The organism is Actinomycetes bacterium (genome assembly GCA_022396035.1).
Classification (GTDB): domain Bacteria; phylum Actinomycetota; class Humimicrobiia; order Humimicrobiales; family Humimicrobiaceae; genus Halolacustris.
Map to the genome: position 1 here is coordinate 21,183 of JAIOXO010000001.1, position 22,832 is coordinate 44,014.

Here is a 22,832-nt window from a genome sequence, read left to right on the forward strand (position 1 = left end):
TGCTAAATTATATCACAATAACTATTTATACCTTTGCATTTATTACTGAATTCTGGGAGTATCTGCCAGGTATCTGGCACAATCTTCCGGGAGAATGGTATTTATATGCATACCCGACCCAATTTCAAACCCGGCCCGGGTGGTCAGCCGGGGAAGAATTTCCAGATGCCAGTGATAATGTTTCTCTCCTGCCTTGTCAGCCGGCGAACTGTCCAGTATGTAGTTATAATCGGGATCATTTAATGACCCGTAAAGCTTGCCCAGTACTTGCCCCAGGATGTGTGCCAGCATGTACAGCTGGCTGCTGTCTGCCTGTATAAAACAGGACTGATGCTTCAGGGGAAGTATGATTATATGATAGGGAACCATAGAAGCATAAGGGGTAAAGGCAATAAACTCTTCATTTTTAGCAACTATCCTCTTTCCGTCCTCAATCTCATGCTCTATCATATCACAGTAAACACAGTGCCCGAAATCATCGAAATACCTCTGTGCCTCATACAGTTTATTCCTTACATAACTGGGAACAAATGGGGTGGCTATCAGCTGAGAATGGGGATGCTCCAGGGAGGTCCCCGCTCTCTGGCCATGGTTTTTAAATATTATTATAAGCTGGTAATTTTCATTTTTGCTAAGCTGCAAAAAGCGGCTTTTATAAGCGGCAAGTACCTTTTCAATATGACTATATTCGCTTTGGGCCAAATTGTAATTATGGAATGGAGATTCAATAATTACTTCATGGCTGCCTACCCCGTCTATGCTCAGATAAGGCCCGTCTATCCGCCTGTCTACGGAATAGACCTGATTTCTGCTGGTCATAAGTGCAGGAAATTTATTGGGAACCACCCTTACATCCCAACTGTTCTGCCCTCCTATCCGGTAAATTTCTCCAGGGGTCATATGCTCGTTGTTCCTACAAAACGGGCAGCTGGACAAATATTTGACATTATTTCTATTGACGTTCTTCTGGACAAAATCCTTGGGCCGTTTTGACCTTTCAACCGAAAATATGGTCCATTCCTTAGTGGATAAATCCTGCCTTATTACCGGCATTATTTGACCTCCATTTCATTTCTTATAGACCTATAATAATTGTCTGCCATATTTTTATCAAACAGATTTAAATTCAATGTATTTAAATTTAAGCTCTAAAAGCTTACAATAAGGCCATGGATCTGAAAGATTTTGAAGCAGAAGTTCTGGAAGTAGTGGAAAACCTTCCCCTTAACTTTCAGGAAAAAATAAAGAATATTGGCCTGGTAATAGATGATTCAGATATAGATGCAGAAGGCAGGCTTATTCTGGGACTATACCAGGGGGTCCCCGCTACCAGGCGTGCAGGTAAGAAGTACGTATTTCCGGATAAAATAACTATTTATAAGAAAGCCATAGAAAAAGTAAGCAGAACCCACCAGGATATTAAAAAAAACATTAGAAGGGTCATACTTCATGAAATTGGCCATTATTTTGGATTAGACGACAACCGGCTTAAGGAACTGGGATATTAAACCTTTTTCTTTCCCCACTGGTCTCTCTTTTTTACCAGCACCACATCCAGGTAGTTTACTTTAAGGCGCTTGGCTACCAAATCACATTTGGCTTTTAATATAAAATATATATTCTTATCAATCTCGTCCAGGCACTCAAAGTTTGCCTGACCCTTGCTTATTACAATATCTGAGTCCCTGAATGCCTGCAAAAATTCATCAGATATATAATTGAAATTGACTCCCGACCGGTCTGATCCGGTCTCTATTACTTTTACCAGATGATGTATGCCAGCCTGTCTGGCATCTTCCATGGTGGAATCATTTATAATCGGCCCAGACTTAACCGAGAATACAACATTCTTTTTCAGTTTAACCAGCTCTTCTATAAATACCCGGTCAAAAACTATCTCTCCCGCATTGTCACCTATATACAATATTTTTTTGGCTTTTTTTAACTCTCTGCTAAATTCAGAAAAATCATCAGCTGCAAGGGGTGCGCTTTCTATTTCTTCCAGAATCTTATCAAAATCTATTTTTTTACCCTTATTGACACTGATGCCTAAATCAATGATATTGCCCTCTACGGCTACTTTTGCCGCCATATACATGGGGTAGGGATGGTGTTCCACCAGTTTTTTTAACCGGGGATAGATATTTAGAGCCATCTGGTTATATTCTTTTTTTAGTTTCTTATAAGGATCATTTATTTTAGTAATCTCCCTGCAAACCTGGTAGGCCAGATCTGAATTATAGGCAGGAGGGAGGTTGTAATCCACATGCTGGAGCCTGTTCAGTAATTCAGAAACAGTCTGTCTCTTTATCTTTTTACTGACCCCGGATATGTTCAGCGTATTTATGCACTGCTCAATATTACAGGGTATGCAATCAATATATGTTTTCATATTCTCTCCTCTATTTCTTAAATCCGGATGCTTTATTATACAACATGTTTGACATTAGTTAACATAACTAATATAATTTCCTAAGTTTCACTTTAAGTGAAAAATATTTTTCCTCATAATAGTAATTAATTTGGTGTTTAACATTAATATCTGTTATAATAGCAAGGTAAAATATTTTTATGTTTGCACTGGCCGGATAATTCCTTTAGGTTAGTGGCAAATTGCAATATGGTGTAAAATTAGAATTAGGAGTTGATATAAATTATGGCTGAAGAGAGCAAAGAAAAATTAAAGATACCTCAGGAGCTTCCACTATTAAGCTTGAAAAACAGCGTGGTGTTTCCATATCTTTCTACCCCGTTGATAGTAGGAAGGCCTAAATCCATAGAAGCGGTAAAGAACGCCTCCGAAGAACACAAGATGATAGTGGTAGTAGCTCAAAAAGAAGAAAATAAGGAAATGGTTAACAAAGAAGACCTCTATGAGGTAGGTACTGCCTGCGTGCTGAAGCAGGTAGTAGAAAGCTCTGAAGATGAAATCAAATGCGTGGTAGAGGGAATTACCAGGGTCAAGGTTAAATATTATACCCAGACTGAAAAATACTTCAGGGCTTCAATAGAAGTTCTGGAAGATGAGCCCTTTGACCAGGACGAGGAATTGGATAATCTCAATACTACAGTAAGGATGCAGGTGGAAAAGTTTATTCAACTGGGTATACCCCTTCCAACTGCTTTTGTAGTAGCAGCAACCAATATATCCAAACCTGAAGTTCAGGCAGATCTTTTTGCGTCTTACCTTCTTCCTGATACCAGGCAGAAGCAGTCTATTTTGGAAGAAATGAATCTTAAAGCAAGATTAAAGAAATTAACCGATTATCTGACTGAAGAGCTAAAAAAATTCGAAGTCCAGTCACAGATTAGAGATAAAGTACAAAAAGAAGTAGGAAAAACCCAGAGGGAATATTATCTGAGGCAGCAGCTGAAAGCTATAAAGAATGAGCTGGGAGAATCCGATGAGAGTGTTGCCCTTATAAAGGAATACAGGGATAAGCTTAAGAAGAAAAAGATGCCCAAGGAAGCCAGGGAAAAGGTCGAAAAAGAGGTCAAAAGGCTGGAAACTATTCCCAGCATGTCTCCGGAATATTCATATGTAAGGACTTATGTGGATACCATGCTGGATATACCCTGGTCAGAAAAAACCAAGGACATCTTAGATCTTAAAAAAGCCAGGAAGGTCCTGGATGGCGACCACTATGACCTGGAAAAGGTAAAAGAACATATACTTGATTACCTGGCAGTTAGAAAACTAAAAGGTAAGACCACCAAAGGTCCCATACTATGCTTTGTAGGGCCTCCGGGTGTAGGTAAAACCTCCCTGGGGCAGTCAATTGCCAAAGCCATGGGCAGAAAATTTATAAGGATGTCCATTGGCGGAGTAAGAGATGAAGCCGAAATCAGGGGCCACAGAAGAACCTATGTGGGGTCACTGCCGGGAAGGATAATCCAGGGCTTGATACAGGCAGGTACCAGTAATCCACTGTTCATGCTGGATGAAATTGACAAAGTGGGCGCTGATTTCAGGGGCGACCCTTCCTCGGCCCTGCTGGAAGTACTGGATCCTGAACAAAATAACTCTTTTAGGGATCATTACCTGGAAGTAACCTTTGACCTGTCCAATGTTATGTTTATTACTACTGCCAATATATTGGATACCATTCATCCTGCCTTAAGGGACAGAATGGAGGTAATAGAAATACCAGGCTACAGCTCTGAAGAGAAGGTATTTATAGCTGAAAAATTCCTGATTCCCAAGCAGCTCCGGGAACAGGGACTGGAGCAGTATGACGTAAAATTCAGGAAAGAAGGCATATTGCTGATAATAGAAGAATATACCAGAGAAGCAGGAGTAAGGAACCTGGAACGGGAGATTTCCAATATATGCAAGAAGGTAGCCAGGGAAATAGTTGAGGGCAAAGAGTACCCTAAAAATATAACCGCCAAAAAGGTTAGAAATTACCTGGGGGTTTCCAAGGTGCAGCCCAGCGAAATAGAAGAAGAAAACAAGATAGGGGTTGCCACCGGACTGGCCTATACCCCGGTAGGCGGAGACATAATCCTTATAGAGTCCACCTACTACAGCGGTAAGGGAGAACTTATACTTACCGGTAAACTGGGGGACGTGATGCAGGAATCAGCTAAAGCAGCCAGGAGCTACCTTAGATCAAGAGCCGGGGATTTTGGTATAGACGATGAACTTTTCGGCAAGTCGGATATACATATTCATGTACCTGCGGGAGCCATACCCAAAGACGGCCCATCGGCAGGAGTATCCATAACCTCTTCCCTGGTATCAGCTTTCACCGGGATCCCGGTGAAAAGAGATGTAGGCATGACCGGAGAGATAACGCTAAGGGGAAGAGTTCTGCCCATAGGAGGTTTAAAAGAAAAACTTCTGGCAGCCAAAAGAGCAGGGCTTTCCAAAGTAATACTGCCTGCCAAGAATAAAAAGGATCTGGAAGAAGTTCCGGCCAATATTATAAAAGATCTGGAACTTATATTTGTAGATAATATAGATGATGTAGTTAAAAATACCCTGCAGTCCGATCCCTTTGTAGTAAATGTGTTTTAATCAAATAGAGCCCCTATTTTTTAGGGGCTCTACTATATTTAATGCCTGAAATGCCTTCTTCCGGTAAACACCATGGCCACATTGTGCTCATTACAGGCCTCAATTACTTCCTGGTCCCTTACTGAACCGCCAGGCTGGATTATAGCTTTAATCCCTGCTTCTGCAGCCATAGTAACCGCATCGCTGAAAGGGAAAAATGCATCAGAAGCCAGGCAGGTTCCAGAAGCTTTCCCCAATGACTTGTCAATGGCTATTCTTACTGAATCAACTCTGCTCATCTGCCCCGCCCCTATGCCTACGGTTTTCCTTTCTGAAGCCAGAACAATTGCATTTGATTTTACGCTCTTAACAATTTGCCAGCCGAACAATAAATCCTGCCACTGGCTGTCTGTAGGTTCGACCCTGCTAACCACTTTCATTTCTTCTCTGCCCTCAATACCAGCATCCCAATCCTGGAGCAGCATTCCTCCATCAACACTCTTAATATCTACCGGACTTACCATGCCTTTATTCAGGTCTCCAAGATACCGGTCAAGGTTAAAATCAACCTTCAGTATCCTAAGATTTTCTTTCTCCTTAAGCAACTCTAAAGCCTGTGGCTCAAAGCCCGGTGCTATCAAAACCTCTACATATTTATCCGCTATAAACTCACCTGCCTGCAGGGTCCAGATGTGGTTGGAAGCAACCACGCTCCCAAAAGCTGAAACCGGATCCGTGCTGTAAGCTCTCTGGTAAGCCTGGCTTACAGAATCCCCTATAGCAGCTCCGCAGGGATTATTATGCTTTATTACTGATACACAAATTTCTGGAAATTCTCTAACTATTGCAAAAGCGGCATTTCCGTCCAGTATATTATTATAAGAGAGCTCTTTTCCCTGCAGCTTCTCTGCATTTACCAGACTGTCTTTCCTGCTGTCCTGGTAACGGTAATAAGCTGACCTCTGGTGGGGGTTTTCCCCGTATCTTAAATCCTGTATCTTTTCCAGACTAATATCTACCCGGTCGCCGTAGTTTCCTTCACTGTCTCTGAATTCGGCGGTATATTTAGTGCCCAAACGGCTGAAGTAGTTAGAAATTACCCCATCATACCGGTAGGTATGACTGAAAGCCTTGGTACATAACTTAAACAATGTATCCTCACCAATAGAGCCTCCCCGGCTATCCATTTCACTGATTATGGAATTGTAATCAACAGGATTTACCACCACTGCCACACTTTTATAATTCTTAGCAGCACTCCTTATCATGGTGGGGCCTCCAATATCTATATTTTCTACCGCTTCAGCCAGGCTTACCCCGGGCCTGGATACAGTTTCCTTGAACGGATACAGATTTACCACCACCATATCTATAAGCTTCAGTTTCAAATCTTCTGCCTGCTTCATGTGGTCTGAGTTGTTCCTGTCTGCAAGCAATGCCCCGTGGATATATGGGTGCAGGGTTTTAACCCTGCCATCCAGCATCTCGGCAAATCCGGTGATCTCCTCCACCTTCTTTACGCTAATCCCATGCTTTACCAGATACTTAAAGGTGCCTCCGGTAGAGTATATTTCAACCCCGTGCCTTTGTAAACTTGTGGCAAAATCTGCCAGCCCCTGTTTGTTGGATACACTTATCAGTGCCCTTCTTATTTTTGCTGACATGACTTACTCCTTTTCTATGCCGGTTATAATTACTTTTCTTTCCTTTATCTGCAGCCTGTCCTCACAGAAAAACCTTATAGCCTCCGGGTACAGCTTATGTTCGACTTTGTGAACCTTTTCTTCCAGGCTGCTGAGTGTATCGGCCTGATCCACCGGGACCTCTTTCTGTAAAATAATGGGGCCGTGATCCAGCTTGCCATCCACAAAATGTACAGTTACCCCGGTAATCTTTACCCCATAATTAAAGGCATCGCTTATTCCATGCATACCCTTAAAACAAGGAAGGAGGGAAGGATGTATATTCATAATACGGTTCTTAAAACGGTCTACAAACCAGCTGCTTAACAGCAGCATAAAACCTGCCAGAACTATAAGGTCTACCTGTTCTGTTTCCATTACCCCGGCAATGTTCTGGTCATAATCCTGGCGGCTCTTAAAATCCTCCGGCTCCATTACGCAGGTTTTTATATTATGCTTTCTGGCCCTTTCTAGAGCATACGCTTCCGGATTGTCGCTGAATACTAAAGCTAAACTTGCATTTATAGAATGGTTATCCAGATATTGGATAATAGCAGCCAGGTTAGAGCCATAGCCTGAAGCAAACACTGCCAGTTTTTTGGCCTGTTTACTGCTGGAACTCAATCTTTACCTTTCCTTTTCCCTTTCCGATACAGCCTATATTATAAACGGTGTCTCCGGTGCTTTCAGCAATACTTTTTATCCTTCCAAGATATGAGCTGCCAACAATAAGAACCAGCCCTATCCCCATATTAAACACCCGGTACATTTCCTGTTTGTCCAAATCTGCGCTATCCATCAAAAATTGAAAAACCGGTTTTACCGGCCAGCTGCCTTCCTTAATATTAGCATCCATGCCGGAAGGTATCACCCGGTTTATATTTTCATAGAAACCTCCGCCGGTTATATGGGATATTCCATGCACCGGTATCTGCTGGTTATGGATAACCTGTTTTAGCAGAGGCCAGTACAGCCTGGTGGGCTCCAGCACTTCCCGGGCCAGAGTCCTGTTTTCAAAGTAAATATGGTCCAGCTCCAGGCTGGACTCCTTTATTATTTGCCTTACCAGTGAATAACCGTTGCTGTGCAGGCCAGAAGAGCCTATCCCTACTATAATATCCCCGCAATCAACCATATCCGGTTTTATTATCTTTTCCTGTGAAGCAATCCCCACTGCAAATCCTGCCAGGTCTATCTCATCCGGCTGGTACATTCCCGGCATTTCTGCAGTTTCTCCCCCAATTAATGCAGAGTCACATTTTTTGCAGCTGTCGGAAATGGATTTGATTACTGCAGTTATTACCTGTTTATCTATTTTGCCACAGGCAATATAATCCAAAAAGAACAAAGGTTTTGCTCCGCAGCAGAGGATATCATTTATGCACATCCCTACCAGGTCCTGGCCGATTCGGGTATAGTCATTAAGTTTCTTGGCCAAAAGAAGCTTGGTTCCTACTCCATCAGTTGAGGAAACCAGTACCGGGTTGTCTACCTGCTCAAGATCAGGTTTATATAAGCCTGCAAAGGCAGAAAGGTCATTTAGCACCTGCCCTGAAAAGGTAGAGGTAATGGACTGTTTGGCAGCATTTAAGGTTTCTGCAGCCTTATCTATATCCACTCCTGATTTTCTATAAGAATTTTTTTCTTTATAGTCTGGCATTGTGTACAAATTTCTTTGTATCCAGTGAATTTTTATCAAATTTAAAATTTTTAGGCAGCTGTACCGGATATCGGCCATCAAAGCATGCCAGGCAAAAACCCTGCTCCGACTCTCCTATAGCCCTCATAAGCCCGTCCAGGGACAGGTATTTCAGGCTATCTACTTTCAAATATTTCCTTATATCTTCAACTGTTTTATGATCAGCAATGAATTCTTTCTTAGTAGCCATATCAATGCCGTAATAGCAGGGATAGAGCAAGGGGGGAGAGCTTATCCTCATATTTATTTCCTTGGCACCTGCATTATAAAGCATCTTCACTATCTGCTTGGAAGTATTGCCCCTGACTATGGAATCATCAACTACTACCAGCCTTTTACCCCTGATGATATCTTTTAAGGGATTGAGTTTAAGCCTTACCCCTATTTCCCTAATCTCTTCACTGGGCTGGATAAAAGTTCTTCCGATATACCGGTTTTTGATAAACCCTTCAGCAAAAGGAATTTTAGAATAAGCAGAATAACCTATAGCCGCAGGGGTACCGGAATCAGGAACAGAGATTACTATATCGGCATCGGCCGGGGATTCTTTGGCCAGCTCCTGTCCCATCCTATGCCTTACCTCGAACATATTCTTATCATTTATATAGCTGTCAGGCCGGGCAAAATAGATAAGCTCAAAAACACACATAGATTTACGGTCTACCGGTAAAAGCATCTGGGACCTTAGCCCGTTGGAATCAATTATGAGAAATTCCCCGGGATCTATTTCCCTTATAAGTTCTGCTCCCACTATATCCAGAGCGCAGGTTTCTGAAGCCAGCACATAGTTACCCTCCATGCTCCCTAAAACCATAGGCCTGAACCCGAATGGATCCCTGATACCCATAACCTTATCTCTGGTTAATATCACCAGACAATAGGAGCCCCTTATTTTCTCAGTAGTCTCCCTGATAGCATCTTCAATATTATCTTTACTGGAATTTTCTATAAGGGAAGCAATAACCTCGGTATCAGTGCTGGTCTCAAAGACAGCACCCCTGGCGGTTAACTGCTTCCTTAGCTGCTCTGAATTTATTAAATTACCGTTATGGGCCAGGGCAAAACTTTCTCCCTTAAACATCCTGTAAAGCGGCTGAGAATTCTTCCATATATTTTTACCCTTGGTACTGTACCGGGTATGGCCTATACCTAAATGGCCCTGAAGAGGGGCTAAATTTTTTTCATTAAATACCTGCGAAACCAGCCCCAGATCCTTGAAAATAAGGATATTTTCCCGGTCCGATACAGCTATACCTGCGCTTTCCTGGCCCCTGTGCTGTAAAGCCTGGAGGCCGTAAAAAATAATCTCTGCCACATTTTTATCAGGGGCATAAATTCCAAAAACCCCGCATTCCTCTTTAATTTTTTGGTCTAGCATTATCATATTTATTTAGACATAATCAAAGCTATGCTTTCTTCGAATAAAGCCTTGATATCATTTAATCTTAGGTTGATATCTTCATTTATCTTAAAACTTTTTCCGCCCACCGTACCCAGTACCCGGCAGGGTATGCCATATTCTGCACACACTTTTTTTACCTGGTCAAGAAGCGAATCCTTAATACTGATAACTATTCTGGACTGGCTTTCATTAAACAGGGTTTTTAAAATATTTTTATCCACTTCATCAATATTAATCCTGGCCCCTATATTTCCTCCAATGGAGCATTTGGCTAAAGCAACTGCCAGCCCTCCTACCGAACAGTCATGGGCTGACTGTAAAAGCCCCCCTGATACCAGGTTCAAACAAAGTTGCTGGAGCCTGCTTTCAAATTGTATATCCAGGGTAGGACATTTGCCGGCAACTTTGCCCCAGAACACCTCTTCAAATTCACTGCCGCCCATCTGGTTACGGTTTTCTCCCAACAGCATAATAATATCACCCTGCTGTTTAAAATCCATGGTTACAATTTTATCCAGCCCGGTTATAAGACCGGCCATAGCCACTACCGGAGTGGGATGTATGGCCTTGGAATAATTTTCATTGTAGAAGCTCACATTACCGCTTATAATCGGTATATCCAGTACCCGGCATGCCTCTGACATGCCCTCTATACAGCTTTTAAACTGCCAGAATATACCCGGTTTTTCAGGAGTCCCAAAATTTAAGCAGTCACTTATACCCATGGGTACAGCCCCGCAGCATACAAGGTTCCTGGCCGCTTCAGCCACTGCAATCATGCTGCCGGTGTAAGAATCAAGATAACAGTACCTTCCATTTCCGTCAGTAGTAAAGGCCAGTGCCTTGTCTTTACCTTTTATCCTGACCACCGCACCATCTTTGCCCGGCAGCACTACAGTATTGGCCTGTACCATATTATCATACTGTTCCCACACCCATTTTTTGGAACAAATATTGGGAGCTTTAATCATATTAATAAATATTTCATTTACGCCCTGCTGCTTTAGCAAATCCTCATACTGCTGGTTATCCGGCTGGTTACCAGATACCTGTTTCAAGTACCCGGGTTCCCGGTGGGAATGGTGGTAGCAGGGAGCTTTTTCGGTTAATGTTTCTACCGGAATCTGGCCCTCCAGTTTGGAACCATTAAATATCCTGTATAATCCATTCTCGGTTACAGTGCCAATCCGGGCACAGTTTATATTCCAGCGGTCACAGATCTCCTTTATCCGGGAAAACTTTGATGGGTGCACCAGGGCAGCCATCCTTTCCTGGGATTCTGAAATCATAATCTCATAAGGAACCATGCTTGGCTCCCTTAGAGGTACCTTGCTGACATCAATATCAATACCTACGCCGCCCTTGCTGGCCATCTCTACCGTAGAACTGGTGATGCCTGCAGCCCCCATATCCTGTAACCCTAAAATTAATTCTTTTTCCAGCAGTTGCAGGCATACCTCCAGAACCACCTTTTCAGTAAATGGATCCCCTACCTGAACCGAAGGACGCCTTGACTCAGATTCATCATCAAGTTCATCCGAGGCAAAGGTTGCCCCGTGAATACCGTCCCTGCCGGTGGCCGAACCTATAAGTACAATGTAATTGCCTGCGCCAAAAGCTTTGGATTTTATAAGCTTATCTTGCTGTACCAAACCCACGCTCATCGCATTTACCAGCGGGTTTCCCTCATAGGTGGAATCAAAGTAAACTTCACCGCCGACTGTGGGTATGCCCATGCAGTTTCCGTAATCGCCAATGCCCTTTACCACATTCTCAAAAAGGTATTTAACCCGCTCACCTGAATTTAGCTTGCCGAAACGCAAAGAATTTAAACTGCATATAGGCCGGGCACCCATGGCAAAAATATCCCTAATAATTCCCCCGATACCGGTAGCCGCCCCCTGGTATGGCTCCACCGCCGAAGGATGGTTATGGGACTCTATTTTCATTACTATGGCCTGTCCGTCCCCAATATCCAGAACCCCGGCATTTTCGCCGGGTCCCTGCAGCACATACTTGCCCTCAGTTTTTAATTTTTTAAGCCAGGCCCTGGAACTTTTATAGCTGCAGTGCTCTGACCACATAACCGAGTAAATGCTCAATTCCAGGTAATTAGGTTTTCGGCCCAAAAAATCAACAATTTTATTATACTCGTCTTCACTTAACCCAAGGTTTTTGTATTTTTTATCCGTATCTATGCCCAAAATTATACCTTTGCTCCTGAACTGATAATGTAATCTATCATGGAGCTGAATATGCCCCTGCCGTCATCTGAACCCAGTATCTTTTCACAGGCGGCTTCCGGGTGGGGCATCAGCCCAAAAACATTAAAATCCCGGTTACATATGCCGGCTATATTTCCCACTGAGCCATTAGGATTGAATTTAGCGGAAGTGATGCCGTTTTTATCTGAATAACGCATGATTACCTGGTTATGTTCCAGCAGGTCCCGGTATCCACTGCTGTTTATGTAGTAATTGCCCTCATTATGCCTTATGGGCATACGTATTACTTCTCCTAAACCATAACCACAGCTAAACGGTGTCTGATTGTTCTCAATCTTGAGCCATACCTGGCGGCAGATAAACTTGAGGCTATTATTCTCAAGCATAGCCCCGGGCAGCATTCCCTCTTCCAGCAATATCTGGAAGCCATTACAGATACCTATAACCATTCCCCCTTTTTGGGCAAAATCTCTGACTGCAGACATTATGGGGGAAAACCTGGCTACTGCTCCACTCCTTAAATAATCTCCATAAGAAAACCCTCCGGGCAGTATTACTGCGTCACAATCTCCCAGCCGGGTATCCTGATGCCATACATAACTGCACTCTGCATCCAGCACATGGGTTAAGGCGTAATAGCAATCGTGCTCACAATTGGTCCCCGGGAAAACAACGATGGAAAATTTGGTTTTCTGATTATTCATCTCTGCTTATCTCATACCTGAAATCTTCAATAATAGGGTTTGAAAGCAGCTTATCGCATAAATATTCTATCTCCCCGGTAATTTCTTCCTCTGATTTGCCGCTGTCATCTATTTCTAGCTGTATATATTTTCCGAATCTGACTTGCTCTACATTATGATACCCAATCTGGGGTATAGCCTTTTTTATGACCAGCCCCTGGGTGTCCAGGATTTCTTTTTTCAAGGTAACATAAACATCAACTTTTAACATACTTATTTCCTCTATATTTTTATACTGTCCAGCCTGTTTAAAACTTTATCAATATAACGCAGATGATAGTTTACATCAAATATTTTTTCAATTTCATCCTGGTTCATATATTTAGATATAGCTTTATTATCCAAAATATTATCCTTAAAGCTTGATTCATTTTCCCAGGCATCCAGTGCCTCTTTCTGTATAAGGGCATAAGCATCTTCCCTGCTCAAGCCCTTTTCTATCAGCTTTAAAAGCACCCTCTGCGAAAATATTATTCCCCCGTACTTCATCAAATTCCGGCACATATTGGATTCATAAATTTTTAATTGGTCTACAACAAAATAGGATTTTTCCAGCAGGTAGTCCAGCAATATAAAGCTATCGGGTATTATTATCCGCTCCGCCGATGAATGGGATATATCCCTTTCATGCCATAAAGCTATATCCTCGGTGGCAACAACCATATTGGACCGCAGGATCCTGGCCAACCCGCATATCCTTTCACAGAGTATGGGGTTTTTCTTATGGGGCATAGCTGAAGACCCCTTCTGCCCCTTGGTAAACGGCTCTTCGGCTTCCCTTACATCAGTCCTCTGCAGATTTCTTACCTCCAGAGCAATTTTTTCTAGGGTTGCCCCGGTTATGGCCAGAGCCGATATCAACTGGGCATGCCTGTCCCTCTGCAGTACCTGGGTGGAAATAGGGGCATTTTCCAGCCCTAAAAGACTGCAGACCCTTTCTTCCAGCTCAGGAGAAGTATTGGCATAAGTTCCCACCGCTCCCGATATCTTGCCTACACCGATAACCTGTCTGGCCTGCATAAGCCGGTCAAAATTTCTCTCCATCTCAAAAGCATATAAACCAAATTTCAGCCCCAAGGTTATGGGTTCAGCATGAATTCCATGGGTCCTTCCCACCATTACCGTATGTGAATACTGGCGCGCCTTTTCCTTTAGCATAACCGTAAATTTGCGTATCTTTTTATCTATAATATTTATGGCATCCAGTATCTGTAAGGAAAGCGCGGTATCACCCACATCAGATGAAGTCAGCCCATAGTGCAGATACTTGGATGAATCGCCGATATTTGAAGATACATTGGTTAGAAAAGCTATCACATCATGGTGAGTTTTGGACTCGATGCGGTTAATATCCTCTAAATTAAATTTGGATTTATTGGCAATATCCTTTGCGGCCTGTTCCGGTATTATTCCCATCTCTGCCTGAGCTCTGGCTACCGCAATTTCTACCTGAAGCCATTTGGTAAACTTATTTTCCTCTTCCCAAACAGCTCCCATTTCTTTCAAGGTATATCTTGGAATCATGTTTACCCCTGCCTACTTTAAATGAAATTAGAATTATAACAGACCAATGATTTTATTACATCATATCTTCTATGATTTTTTCCCTGAACTGCTGGTAATTACCAGCATCATTCAAATCATAGAGGTCTTCATTGAAATCAAAAAATACTTGGTCATACTCATCCCTGCAGATATCGCTTACTTTAAGAAGCCATTTCTTGTTTATTTCCCAGCTTTTCAGGTCTGGCATCCACGCTTTGTCTTTGGAGGGAATATCATTTTTTAAAAAGGATTCCAGGTTCTTGGATTTTTTGGACACCTGTATTAAAAATTTGTCATTTTCACTCAGCATAGACAGATTGGCTATACTTATGGGTGCATTTGCTGCCACTTTCACCACCTTCACTCTTATAATTTTTAATTTACCCTTTATATTATCATAAAGAAAAGCAAAACTTTAATGACTATTAATAATCAAGCTCCATGTACTGGCTCAGGTATTCCCTCACCTGTACAGGGTCAGCAATCAGGTAGCTGATGCCGTCAATATTAGCACCGGATGTAGGTATGGTAAGCCTGTTTATATCCTCAGAAGATAAAAACATGACCATCCCCATTGCTATATAATCACCAATACTAAAGCCGGTAACCGCCTCCTGGCTCAGTACCCTTATAATCTGGGGTGCCTTTATGATGGTGGCCAGGCCCACCTTTTGCTTAATCAGTTCACCCAGCAGCTGCTGCTGCCTGCCTACCCGGTCCAGGTCTGCCCTGGCGGTAGCCCTGCAGCGGGCATAAGATAGGGCCTGCTCCCCATCCATATTATAGGTACCCGGCTCAAAATCAGCACCTGACAGGGGATCATGCAATGGCTCGGTAACTTCAATGGTTACTCCCCCCAGTATATCAATAATGCTTTTAAAAGCATCGAAATTGACCATCATTACTTTATTTATATCTATCCCTGTAAGTTCTCTTATTTCCTGTATCACCATATCCTGTCCTCCGTAGACATAGGCAGCATTTATCTTGGCATAACCGTGGCCTTCCAGCTCCACCCGGGTGTCCCTGGGTATGGATATCAGGCTGTCTTTCTGTCCCCAGTTACCGATATGGAATATGAGTATGGTATCTGTCCTGCCTACAAATTCACTGCTGCCTTCCCGCTCATCCACCCCTAAAAAAAGCAAATCCCTGGAAGGTGATAGGATATTGGAGCTGCCGTTTGCCTGATCCTGGTTGTCTGCCAGCCAGACTACAAGCATAACCACTGCAGCCAGAAAGATAATTATTAGCAAGGTTATGAAGCAGCCTCTAATTTTACTCATAGAATTACTTTTGGTTTATTATTTGGCGTAACCGATATGGGATAAATAATACAGAGTATGCAACAATTTTTCAATAGGATCTGTAGTCTGTATATTGATATGGGGAGGTACCTTTACCGGTACAGAAGTATAATTAATAATTACCTTAATCCCTGAATCCACCAGCATATCGGTAACCCTCTGGGCTGAATGCGGCGGCACGGCAAGTATGGCTATCTCAATATCTTTTTCGGTTATAATCTCTTTAATCTTATATATATCCAGGATCTTGTGCTCAGAGATAGTGGTTCCTATAACCCGGGAATCATTGTCAAAAACATTTTCAATTTTAAACCCGAAACGGTTTAACATTTTATAGTTAAGTATGGCTTTCCCCAGGTTTCCGGCACCTATGAGCACCAGCCTGACTACCTTATCATAGCCCAGTATGCGGTTAAAGGCTAATATAAGCTCATCAATATTGAAACCTACCCCTCTCTTGCCTTTAATCCCGAAATAAATAAGGTCCCTGCGAACCTCGGCACTGTTAATCTTGGTGTTACGGTTTATATCTTTGGAGGTAACCGTCCTTTTGCCCAATTCTTTCAGCTGTACAATATATTTCAGGTACTGTGAAAGACGGGAAATAACCCCCTCGGAATAAATTTTTTGCTCAATAATCTCGCTCATATTAACAACTCTCCATTAAGTTTGTAGCATAATTGTAACAAAGTGTTACCACTTTTACAATATCTATTCCACATTTTTAAAATTATAGATGCCATCCTCTATTTTATAAATTCTCTGGCAGTTTTGGCAGATAGCCTGGCCCTGGCCAATGAATATTTTTTCTTGTCCGCATGCAGGACAGCACAGCATATCCTCCAGCCGCCTGGGGCCTGCTTTCTTGCCTGGTTTGCCGGTTTTCGCCTTTAGAAAAATACTAGGTCCCAGGCTGATAAAAGACAGGGTGTTCTGGTAGAAATTTTCCATAAACATCAATGCCTTCAGGGGAAATATCTTTTTTAACACCTGTAGCCTGAAATTGGATACACTCAGCAGCTTTACCGGTTTAAGGCCATTTTCTTTCAGTAAATTGAGCATGTAGCGGGGGTGGTAATTCTGGATGGTCTCCCCTATCCGCGAGGGAGTAAGGCTGAAAGGCGAAGTATCCATTTTACCCACCATTGCCCTGAGTATATTCTTGGTGTTCCTTTTATTGGCAAATTCTAATATATAGGTCCCCCCTGGCCTGAGTACCCTGGCAACCTGCTCAAAGTATAGCTCCGGCCGGGACAGGTGGTGGACCAGCCTTACCGAAAGCAGCATATCTACTGTATCCGGTTTTAGCGGCAGCCTGGTAGCATCGGCAGCAATAAAATGAACCGATTCCAGTTTTTCCTGTTTTGGACCAAGATATTTGCTTATTCTCTGTTTTGCGTTCCTAAGATTATTCATGGAGTAATCTATAAGCAATATGGAAGAAAACCCTGCATATTGGCTGAAAAGCCTTCCGTAACCACAACCCACATCAGCAAATACAGCATCGTCCCCGGCTGTTCCGGTAATAAGTTTTTTTAAGGCCAGTCTTTCCGAACAATCTTCATACAGCCTCTTTTCACCACTCCAGAACTCGCGGTAATCATAATTTTCATAATCTGAACGCCTTATGGACAATTTATTTTTCTCCCTGCTTAAACCGAGAACCTTATCTGGATTACATCCCGGTCGCTAACTATATAATCTCTGCCCTCTATACGCAGCCTGCCGGTTTCCCGGGCTGCGGAAAAAGAACCCGTCTCCAACAGCTGTTTTGCCCCTATAACTTCAGCCTTGATGAACCCCTTCTCCATGTCGCTGTGCACCCTGGCCGCTGCTTCAGTAACTTTTTTTCCCCTGTTTAGCGACCAGGCCCTGGCTTCATTCTTATTTAAGGTATAAAAAGTTATAAGGTCCAATAGATTATAACAGCTGGCCACCAGTGGGCGGGGGCCGCCTTCAATTCCCAGCTCTTGTATATACTGCTTCCTTTCTGAAACTTCCATATCAATCAGCTCCTGCTCCAGCTGGGCATAAAACTGTACTGTATTTTGTTCTCCTACCTGCTCTGCCAGCTCCCGGTATAATTCCTTGCTTTCCTGGCTGTCATCCATATTGGCTACAAACAGTACCGGCTTTAAGCTTAACAGGTCCAGCTGATTTAAAAAAGATGACTGGCTTTGGCCCAAATTTGATAAATCCGGCCTTTCTTCCCGGTTTAATTTTGCAATCAGGCCCTGCGCAAACTCCAGGAGCCTGCCAGACTCTTTATCCCCGGTCCTGGCCAGTGATTTCAGTTTTTCCTTCTGCCGGTTAAGTACCTCCAGGTCAGCAAGCAGCAACTCGGTATTTACGGTAGCAATATCCCCCACCGGATCAGGGGGGCTTTCGCTGGCAATATTGGTATCGGTAAAACATCTTACCACATGGGCAATTATGTCTGCAGCCCTGATATGGGATAAAAATTTATTGCCCAGGCCTTCACCCTTGCTGGCCCCCTTTACCAGGCCGGCTACATCCATAAACTGGATGGAGGCATAGGTCATCTTTTTTGAACCGCAAATTTCAGACAATTGCTCCAAATAATTATCTACCACACTTATTACACCGGTATTTGGTTCTATGGTGCAAAAAGGATAGTTGGCAACCTCTGCATTTGCTTTGGTGATAACATTAAAAATAGTAGACTTACCCACATTGGGTAAGCCAATAATTCCAACCTGCATGTTATTAAAAATAATTTATTGTAAAACAGTCCAATAATAGTAAGTTTAAAATGGTATGTCAATTATACCTGCAGTACCTTGTTTGCAGCAGGGAATACATGTTAAAACCTAAACTTTTCTTCTTCTATCACCCTGATGCAGGCATCCACTACCCGTCCATCATATAATATAGACCGGTTAGCTCTTATCTCTTCCAAAGCCTGATCCTGGCTCAGGGCAGCCCTGTAGGGCCGGTGAGAGATCATGGCTTCCACTACATCAGCCACTGCCATAATTCTTGCCTCCATCATTATCTGTTCTCCTTTCAGCTTATTGGGGTAGCCTGAGCCGTCCATCCGCTCATGGTGTTGCAGTATTATCTTCCGGTAGTAATCCATACTCTTGTTCTTTTTGAGTATGTGGTTCGCTTCTTCCGGATGTGACCTTATAAGGGACATTTCAATATCACTCAGCCTTCCGGGTTTATTTAAAATAGATGATGGTATGGATATTTTCCCCAAATCATGCAGCATGGACGCCTGGGCTATGGCTTCAGCCTGATTTTTTTTCAATCCCATCTCAATGGCTATGGCTTCCGCCAGCTGGGATACCCTCCTCTGGTGGCCCGCAGTGTAAGCATCCCTGGTTTCCACAATATCACTTATGGTCTCAATGGTCTGCTGCAGATCCAGCTTCAGCTGTTTTTCTTTTTCAGCCTCTGCCAGCTTCAGCCCGGTTATATCGGCCCCGTATATATTGGCATAATCGCTATCAGTTATGGGGACCATGTTCAACAGGTAGGTTTTACCCTTAATTGAAATTTCCCTGCTTTTATATTTTTGCTGGGCAAAAGATTGATTAATCCAGCCTCTCCAGTCTTGCGGAACAAATCCTCCTATATTGGTCTCCCACTTCTTTAAAACCTGCATCCCCCAGGGATTGCAAAACAATATCCTTCCTTCATTGTTTACCCTAAGTACAGGGCTGGGGTTTTCTAAGGGAAACTTGGCCAGGTTTTTGGCCCTGTCCTGCATTTTTTGAGAGTGAACCACATAATTGGACACTATAATCCCGTAAACAATAAAAGAGGCCACAATTATAACCCTCATAAGCAGCTCGTGGCGGGGAATATTGAAAATTATAAGGTCCAAAAAAGACATGGTCTGGTGATAATAGACAAAGTAATCAATCACTTCATCTGTTAACCACACCAGCACTCCTGCAAGAACCGAATAAAGGATTATCTTTAGTCTAGTTTTTGCCATTTCAGCCTTTCAACTATGGCTCCTGAAAAAGAGGTAGATGGTAACCAAACAACTGTTCTAAATTATAAAGGATTGATACTTATATTGCTACAATTTTAACAAAATAATTTCCAGATAGCCCCGCGCCCTGTCACTATCCATACTCTAACCGTTAGCTAAAACCAGCTGGTTAAACTCCAGGCTGGCAGCCACAGCATCGGCTATCAGGGAAACCCCGGAAAAATGTTCCTCTTCCTTTTTCTCCCTGTACCTTATATGTCCTACTGCCATTATCCTGTCCCCCTTGTGTATGCTGTTTGCGCAATTTTCAGCCAGTGCGGACCAGCAGGTAACCTTTATAAATTCCACGCTGTCCCTGCTCTCTCCACCCGGGTTTTTCCACCGCTTGTTGGCAGCTATAATTAATTCAGTATAAGCTGTACCCTCTTCGGTATACCGGAGTTCCAGATCCCTGGTAAGGTTGCCCAGTATAAATGTCCGGTTTAAATCATCCATTAATCCTCCCTATAATCAAATTTATAATAATCACAATAGTTAAACCCATAGTCCCAGGGATATATTACCCGGGATTTGGATACAGAACGAATGCGTTCTGCACCTGAAATAAATTTATCAACCAGCATCAGACCAATTTGTTTTTCTACTGCTGCCTGCACCCAGTCGTATTCAATTTCCAGATAGGCCAGGCGGCAGTCGTGCTGACGGGCCACATTTTCAGCAACCTCCATACAGTGATTTCTGTCAAAGTATAAAAGGTTCTGGGACACTGACAGCACCACAGAATCTGAGGCATTCTTGGTTCTTTCTCTGGCCTTAAATATCTGGCACAGGTCAAACAGCAGCACCAGCAATAATATTAAGATACCTGCTGCCGCCAGAATAATTAATGATATATTTCCTCTCTGTTTATGCATTCCATCCTCATCATACTGCTTGATTCTATATATACCGGTTTTTTCCATATTTTTTCAACAATATTGGCTATTCCCCCATAACTGTATGCCACTTTTACGGTTACGAAATCACCTATGTCCACACCCTTGCGGCCAGGGCAGATAATTTCAACAGCCAGCCTCCCCTTACCCAGATCCGAGCATACTGCTTCTGCCCTTCTTCTGGCTTCATCCCTGGCATTGCTGGTGGCCATAACCCTGGCCGCTTCCCGGCTGGCCTGTTCAACCGTATTCTGCACATAAACCATGTGCCCCAGCTGAGAGACAGCTAAAATCACCAGGAAAAGCATGGGCATAACCAGAACCATTTCCAGAGATGCCTGGCCCCAATGTTCCTTTGTATGCATTTTAGCTGTCCCTCCTTTTCTCATACCATTTCTGCTATTTTTCCAAATACCTTGGATATGATGTCAATAACCATCGGTTTGCCTACCGATACAAGAACAGCACTGATGATACCTGCTATTACCACCACCAGCGCATATTCCAGTGTTGACTGTCCTTTCTGGCAAAATAGTTTTGCCTTATTTATCATTTTCACCTCCTTTCCTGATTTTTTTACCAACTATCATCACCTCCTTTCATGATTAAAAATTTACAAAATCGCTTCCAAAAGAAAATAACAGGGGACCCCCCACCATAATCACAAATGACGGCAGGATCATTAAGGCCAGTGGAAAAAGCATAAGCAGGGAAGCCTTTCTTGATTTCCTTTCCGCCTCCTGGGATATTTCAAATTTAAGCTGTTCAGATTTCTGCCTTAGAATTTCTGATATATTGGAACCACAGGACTCGGCAGTATTCAAAAGCATTAAAGTATCTTTAAACTGAGAGGGATTGGGGGAGTCTATTAACTGCCGGTAAGCTTCATTTTTACCCCGCCCTAAATTTATATTCTGTATAAATTTTTTAAATTCTCCGCATATCTTACCCTCATAATTTTTTACCATAATTTGCATGGATCTATAGATGTTCTGGCCGGACAGGGTAGATATGTACAATAGGTCCAGAATATAGGGTAAATCCAGGACTATATCCCGGTTTCTAGCTTTAATTTCATAGCCCAGTATTGCATCGGGTAATAAGTATCCTGCAAACAGCCCGGCAACACCCAGGCCAATTTTAGCCATAAGTCCAGGCACCAATAACAGCAGAGCCAGCATAAGTAAAATAGAAATAAGCATCTTATAGCCTAAAAAAGATTGAACCTCAATTTTGTTTATTTTATTTAATTTGCCATTAAGTCTTTTTCTCCTTTCTACAGAGAGCCTGCCAAACCACAATCTGCCCAGTCCTGCCGCCAATTTATTTATTTTTTTTAGCATCATGGTCCGCCCGGTCCCGGGACTGCTGCCTGGTTTTAACCTGCTGCCCATATTTACAGCTGCCCATAAACAACCGTACATAACTAAATACAGGATAATTAAAACTGCTATCAACCGGACCTCCCCACTACCTTTTTAATGGCAATAATTCCTGCTACCTCCAGCAGCCCTCCTATAGTTAGGACAATATTGGAAAACCCGCTATCCAGGAAATCCTTAACCATATCTTCCATTAAAAAATAAAGGCCGGTCAGGGCTGCTATTGGGAAAAGGGAGATTATGGTAGCCGAGAATCTACTCTGGATAGTCAGGGTACTAACTTTGGATTTAGCCTGTAAACTATGCTTGAGCGATCTACTTATATTCTCCAGGATAAACACCAGATTACCCCCAATTTTGTCATTTATCTTCAGGGCGCTGGCCAGCAACTTTATTTCTCTGCTCTCACACCTTACATACAGGTTATCCAGGGCCCGGTTCAGGGGCACACTTAATTGGAGCTGGTTTACCATAATCTCCAGATGGACCTTCAGGGGTTTTTTAGCCTGCCCAAGGTAACTTTTAAATATTTGCCTTACCGTTTTCTTGGCTTTAAGCATAAGTATCATATAGCTGATAAAGCTGATTGTCTGTAAATGCAGCGCATCATTTTCTTTTCTTTTTATTCCCATTAAAAATTCATCGATTGCCAGCATGATGCAAACCGCCAGCAAAGAAGAAAAAACCAGATGTCTGAATAAGACCATAAAAACACCTGCCAGTACCAGCAGCCCCAAGCCTGAAAAAACCTTTTTTCTCCTTATATATATTCCGGCTGCCGCAGCCGGATTAAATCTGTAGCCAGAAGAAGGGCCTGTTCCGGTACCCGCCTTTAATTTTTTGCTCAAAATAAGGTTTTTTAATGCAGCATAGAGCAGGATAACCAGGCATGCTGCCATAGCCGGAAGAAGTAGATTCTCTATATTTTTAATAAAACAATCCATAG

General features: G+C 42.8%; 24 protein-coding genes. 2 read left to right on the forward strand and 22 right to left on the reverse strand.

Going from position 1 to position 22,832, the window contains the following annotated elements; all coding sequences use genetic code 11:
* Nucleotides 1-42: 42 nt before the first annotated feature.
* Nucleotides 43-1,053 (reverse strand): galactose-1-phosphate uridylyltransferase, encoded by a 1,011-nt coding sequence (gene galT, locus K9H14_00110; GenBank protein MCG9478600.1) that lies wholly within the window; start codon nt 1,051-1,053, stop codon nt 43-45.
* A 116-nt stretch (nt 1,054-1,169) separates the two neighbouring features.
* Between galT and K9H14_00115 the strand changes: the two genes are divergently transcribed.
* On the forward strand, nt 1,170-1,508 hold the full coding sequence (locus K9H14_00115; GenBank protein MCG9478601.1) for a metallopeptidase family protein: 339 nt from the start codon (nt 1,170-1,172) through the stop codon (nt 1,506-1,508).
* On the opposite strand, the gene K9H14_00120 is transcribed toward K9H14_00115, so the two are convergent.
* The gene (locus K9H14_00120) at nt 1,505-2,392 is read right to left on the reverse strand and encodes an ARMT1-like domain-containing protein (GenBank protein MCG9478602.1); all 888 of its coding nucleotides are present in this window, start codon (nt 2,390-2,392) and stop codon (nt 1,505-1,507) included. The genes K9H14_00115 and K9H14_00120 overlap by 4 nt on opposite strands.
* A gap of 264 nt (nt 2,393-2,656) precedes the next feature.
* On the opposite strand from K9H14_00120, the gene lon reads away from it, so the two are divergent.
* Nucleotides 2,657-5,020 (forward strand): endopeptidase La, encoded by a 2,364-nt coding sequence (lon, locus tag K9H14_00125; GenBank protein ID MCG9478603.1) that lies wholly within the window; start codon nt 2,657-2,659, stop codon nt 5,018-5,020.
* A 38-nt stretch (nt 5,021-5,058) separates the two neighbouring features.
* Here lon and purH read toward each other — a convergent pair whose 3' ends face one another.
* The 20 genes from purH to K9H14_00225 form a co-directional block, all read right to left on the reverse strand.
* Entirely contained in the window at nt 5,059-6,663 is a 1,605-nt protein-coding gene (gene purH / locus K9H14_00130) for a bifunctional phosphoribosylaminoimidazolecarboxamide formyltransferase/IMP cyclohydrolase (protein ID MCG9478604.1), read from the reverse strand.
* A gap of 3 nt (nt 6,664-6,666) precedes the next feature.
* Nucleotides 6,667-7,305, reverse strand: a complete 639-nt coding sequence (gene purN, locus K9H14_00135; protein ID MCG9478605.1) for a phosphoribosylglycinamide formyltransferase — start codon at nt 7,303-7,305, stop codon at nt 6,667-6,669.
* Nucleotides 7,289-8,341 carry a phosphoribosylformylglycinamidine cyclo-ligase gene (purM, locus tag K9H14_00140; protein ID MCG9478606.1) on the reverse strand — a complete coding sequence of 351 codons (1,053 nt, stop codon included), beginning with the start codon at nt 8,339-8,341 and terminating at the stop codon, nt 7,289-7,291. The genes purN and purM overlap by 17 nt, the downstream gene beginning before the upstream one ends.
* A complete protein-coding gene (gene purF, locus K9H14_00145; protein ID MCG9478607.1) occupies nt 8,328-9,764 on the reverse strand; it encodes an amidophosphoribosyltransferase in 1,437 nt (478 codons plus the stop codon). The genes purM and purF overlap by 14 nt, the downstream gene beginning before the upstream one ends.
* 2 nt (nt 9,765-9,766) lie before the next feature.
* Entirely contained in the window at nt 9,767-11,992 is a 2,226-nt protein-coding gene (gene purL, locus K9H14_00150) for a phosphoribosylformylglycinamidine synthase subunit PurL (GenBank protein MCG9478608.1), read from the reverse strand.
* Nucleotides 11,989-12,711, reverse strand: a complete 723-nt coding sequence (gene purQ, locus K9H14_00155) for a phosphoribosylformylglycinamidine synthase subunit PurQ (protein MCG9478609.1) — start codon at nt 12,709-12,711, stop codon at nt 11,989-11,991. The genes purL and purQ overlap by 4 nt, the downstream gene beginning before the upstream one ends.
* The gene (purS, locus tag K9H14_00160; protein MCG9478610.1) at nt 12,704-12,961 is read right to left on the reverse strand and encodes a phosphoribosylformylglycinamidine synthase subunit PurS; all 258 of its coding nucleotides are present in this window, start codon (nt 12,959-12,961) and stop codon (nt 12,704-12,706) included. Before purS ends, purQ begins: the two co-directional genes overlap by 8 nt.
* Nucleotides 12,962-12,972: 11 nt before the next feature.
* Complete coding sequence (gene purB / locus K9H14_00165) at nt 12,973-14,274, reverse strand: adenylosuccinate lyase (protein ID MCG9478611.1); 1,302 nt, start codon at nt 14,272-14,274, stop codon at nt 12,973-12,975.
* Nucleotides 14,275-14,329: 55 nt separating this feature from the next.
* Nucleotides 14,330-14,644, reverse strand: a complete 315-nt coding sequence (locus tag K9H14_00170) for a hypothetical protein (protein ID MCG9478612.1) — start codon at nt 14,642-14,644, stop codon at nt 14,330-14,332.
* A 76-nt stretch (nt 14,645-14,720) separates the two neighbouring features.
* Nucleotides 14,721-15,581, reverse strand: coding sequence for an LCP family protein (locus K9H14_00175; GenBank protein MCG9478613.1), 861 nt, complete (start codon nt 15,579-15,581; stop codon nt 14,721-14,723).
* Nucleotides 15,582-15,599: 18 nt separating this feature from the next.
* A complete protein-coding gene (locus K9H14_00180) occupies nt 15,600-16,250 on the reverse strand; it encodes a redox-sensing transcriptional repressor Rex (GenBank protein MCG9478614.1) in 651 nt (216 codons plus the stop codon).
* 63 nt (nt 16,251-16,313) lie between these two features.
* The gene (locus K9H14_00185; protein ID MCG9478615.1) at nt 16,314-17,237 is read right to left on the reverse strand and encodes a methyltransferase domain-containing protein; all 924 of its coding nucleotides are present in this window, start codon (nt 17,235-17,237) and stop codon (nt 16,314-16,316) included.
* 17 nt (nt 17,238-17,254) lie between these two features.
* A complete protein-coding gene (gene ychF, locus K9H14_00190; protein MCG9478616.1) occupies nt 17,255-18,325 on the reverse strand; it encodes a redox-regulated ATPase YchF in 1,071 nt (356 codons plus the stop codon).
* A 101-nt stretch (nt 18,326-18,426) separates the two neighbouring features.
* Nucleotides 18,427-19,569: an HD-GYP domain-containing protein gene (locus K9H14_00195; protein MCG9478617.1), complete on the reverse strand. Its 1,143-nt coding sequence runs from the start codon at nt 19,567-19,569 to the stop codon at nt 18,427-18,429.
* 144 nt (nt 19,570-19,713) lie between these two features.
* Nucleotides 19,714-20,064, reverse strand: coding sequence for a single-stranded DNA-binding protein (locus K9H14_00200; protein MCG9478618.1), 351 nt, complete (start codon nt 20,062-20,064; stop codon nt 19,714-19,716).
* Nucleotides 20,064-20,483: a hypothetical protein gene (locus tag K9H14_00205; protein MCG9478619.1), complete on the reverse strand. Its 420-nt coding sequence runs from the start codon at nt 20,481-20,483 to the stop codon at nt 20,064-20,066. The genes K9H14_00200 and K9H14_00205 overlap by 1 nt, the downstream gene beginning before the upstream one ends.
* Nucleotides 20,453-20,869 (reverse strand): pilus assembly protein, encoded by a 417-nt coding sequence (locus K9H14_00210; protein MCG9478620.1) that lies wholly within the window; start codon nt 20,867-20,869, stop codon nt 20,453-20,455. Before K9H14_00210 ends, K9H14_00205 begins: the two co-directional genes overlap by 31 nt.
* Before the next feature lie 20 nt (nt 20,870-20,889).
* Complete coding sequence (locus tag K9H14_00215) at nt 20,890-21,087, reverse strand: hypothetical protein (protein ID MCG9478621.1); 198 nt, start codon at nt 21,085-21,087, stop codon at nt 20,890-20,892.
* Between the two features lie 22 nt (nt 21,088-21,109).
* Nucleotides 21,110-21,961, reverse strand: a complete 852-nt coding sequence (locus K9H14_00220; GenBank protein MCG9478622.1) for a type II secretion system F family protein — start codon at nt 21,959-21,961, stop codon at nt 21,110-21,112.
* Nucleotides 21,958-22,830: a type II secretion system F family protein gene (locus K9H14_00225; GenBank protein ID MCG9478623.1), complete on the reverse strand. Its 873-nt coding sequence runs from the start codon at nt 22,828-22,830 to the stop codon at nt 21,958-21,960. The genes K9H14_00220 and K9H14_00225 overlap by 4 nt, the downstream gene beginning before the upstream one ends.
* Nucleotides 22,831-22,832 lie beyond the last annotated feature (2 nt).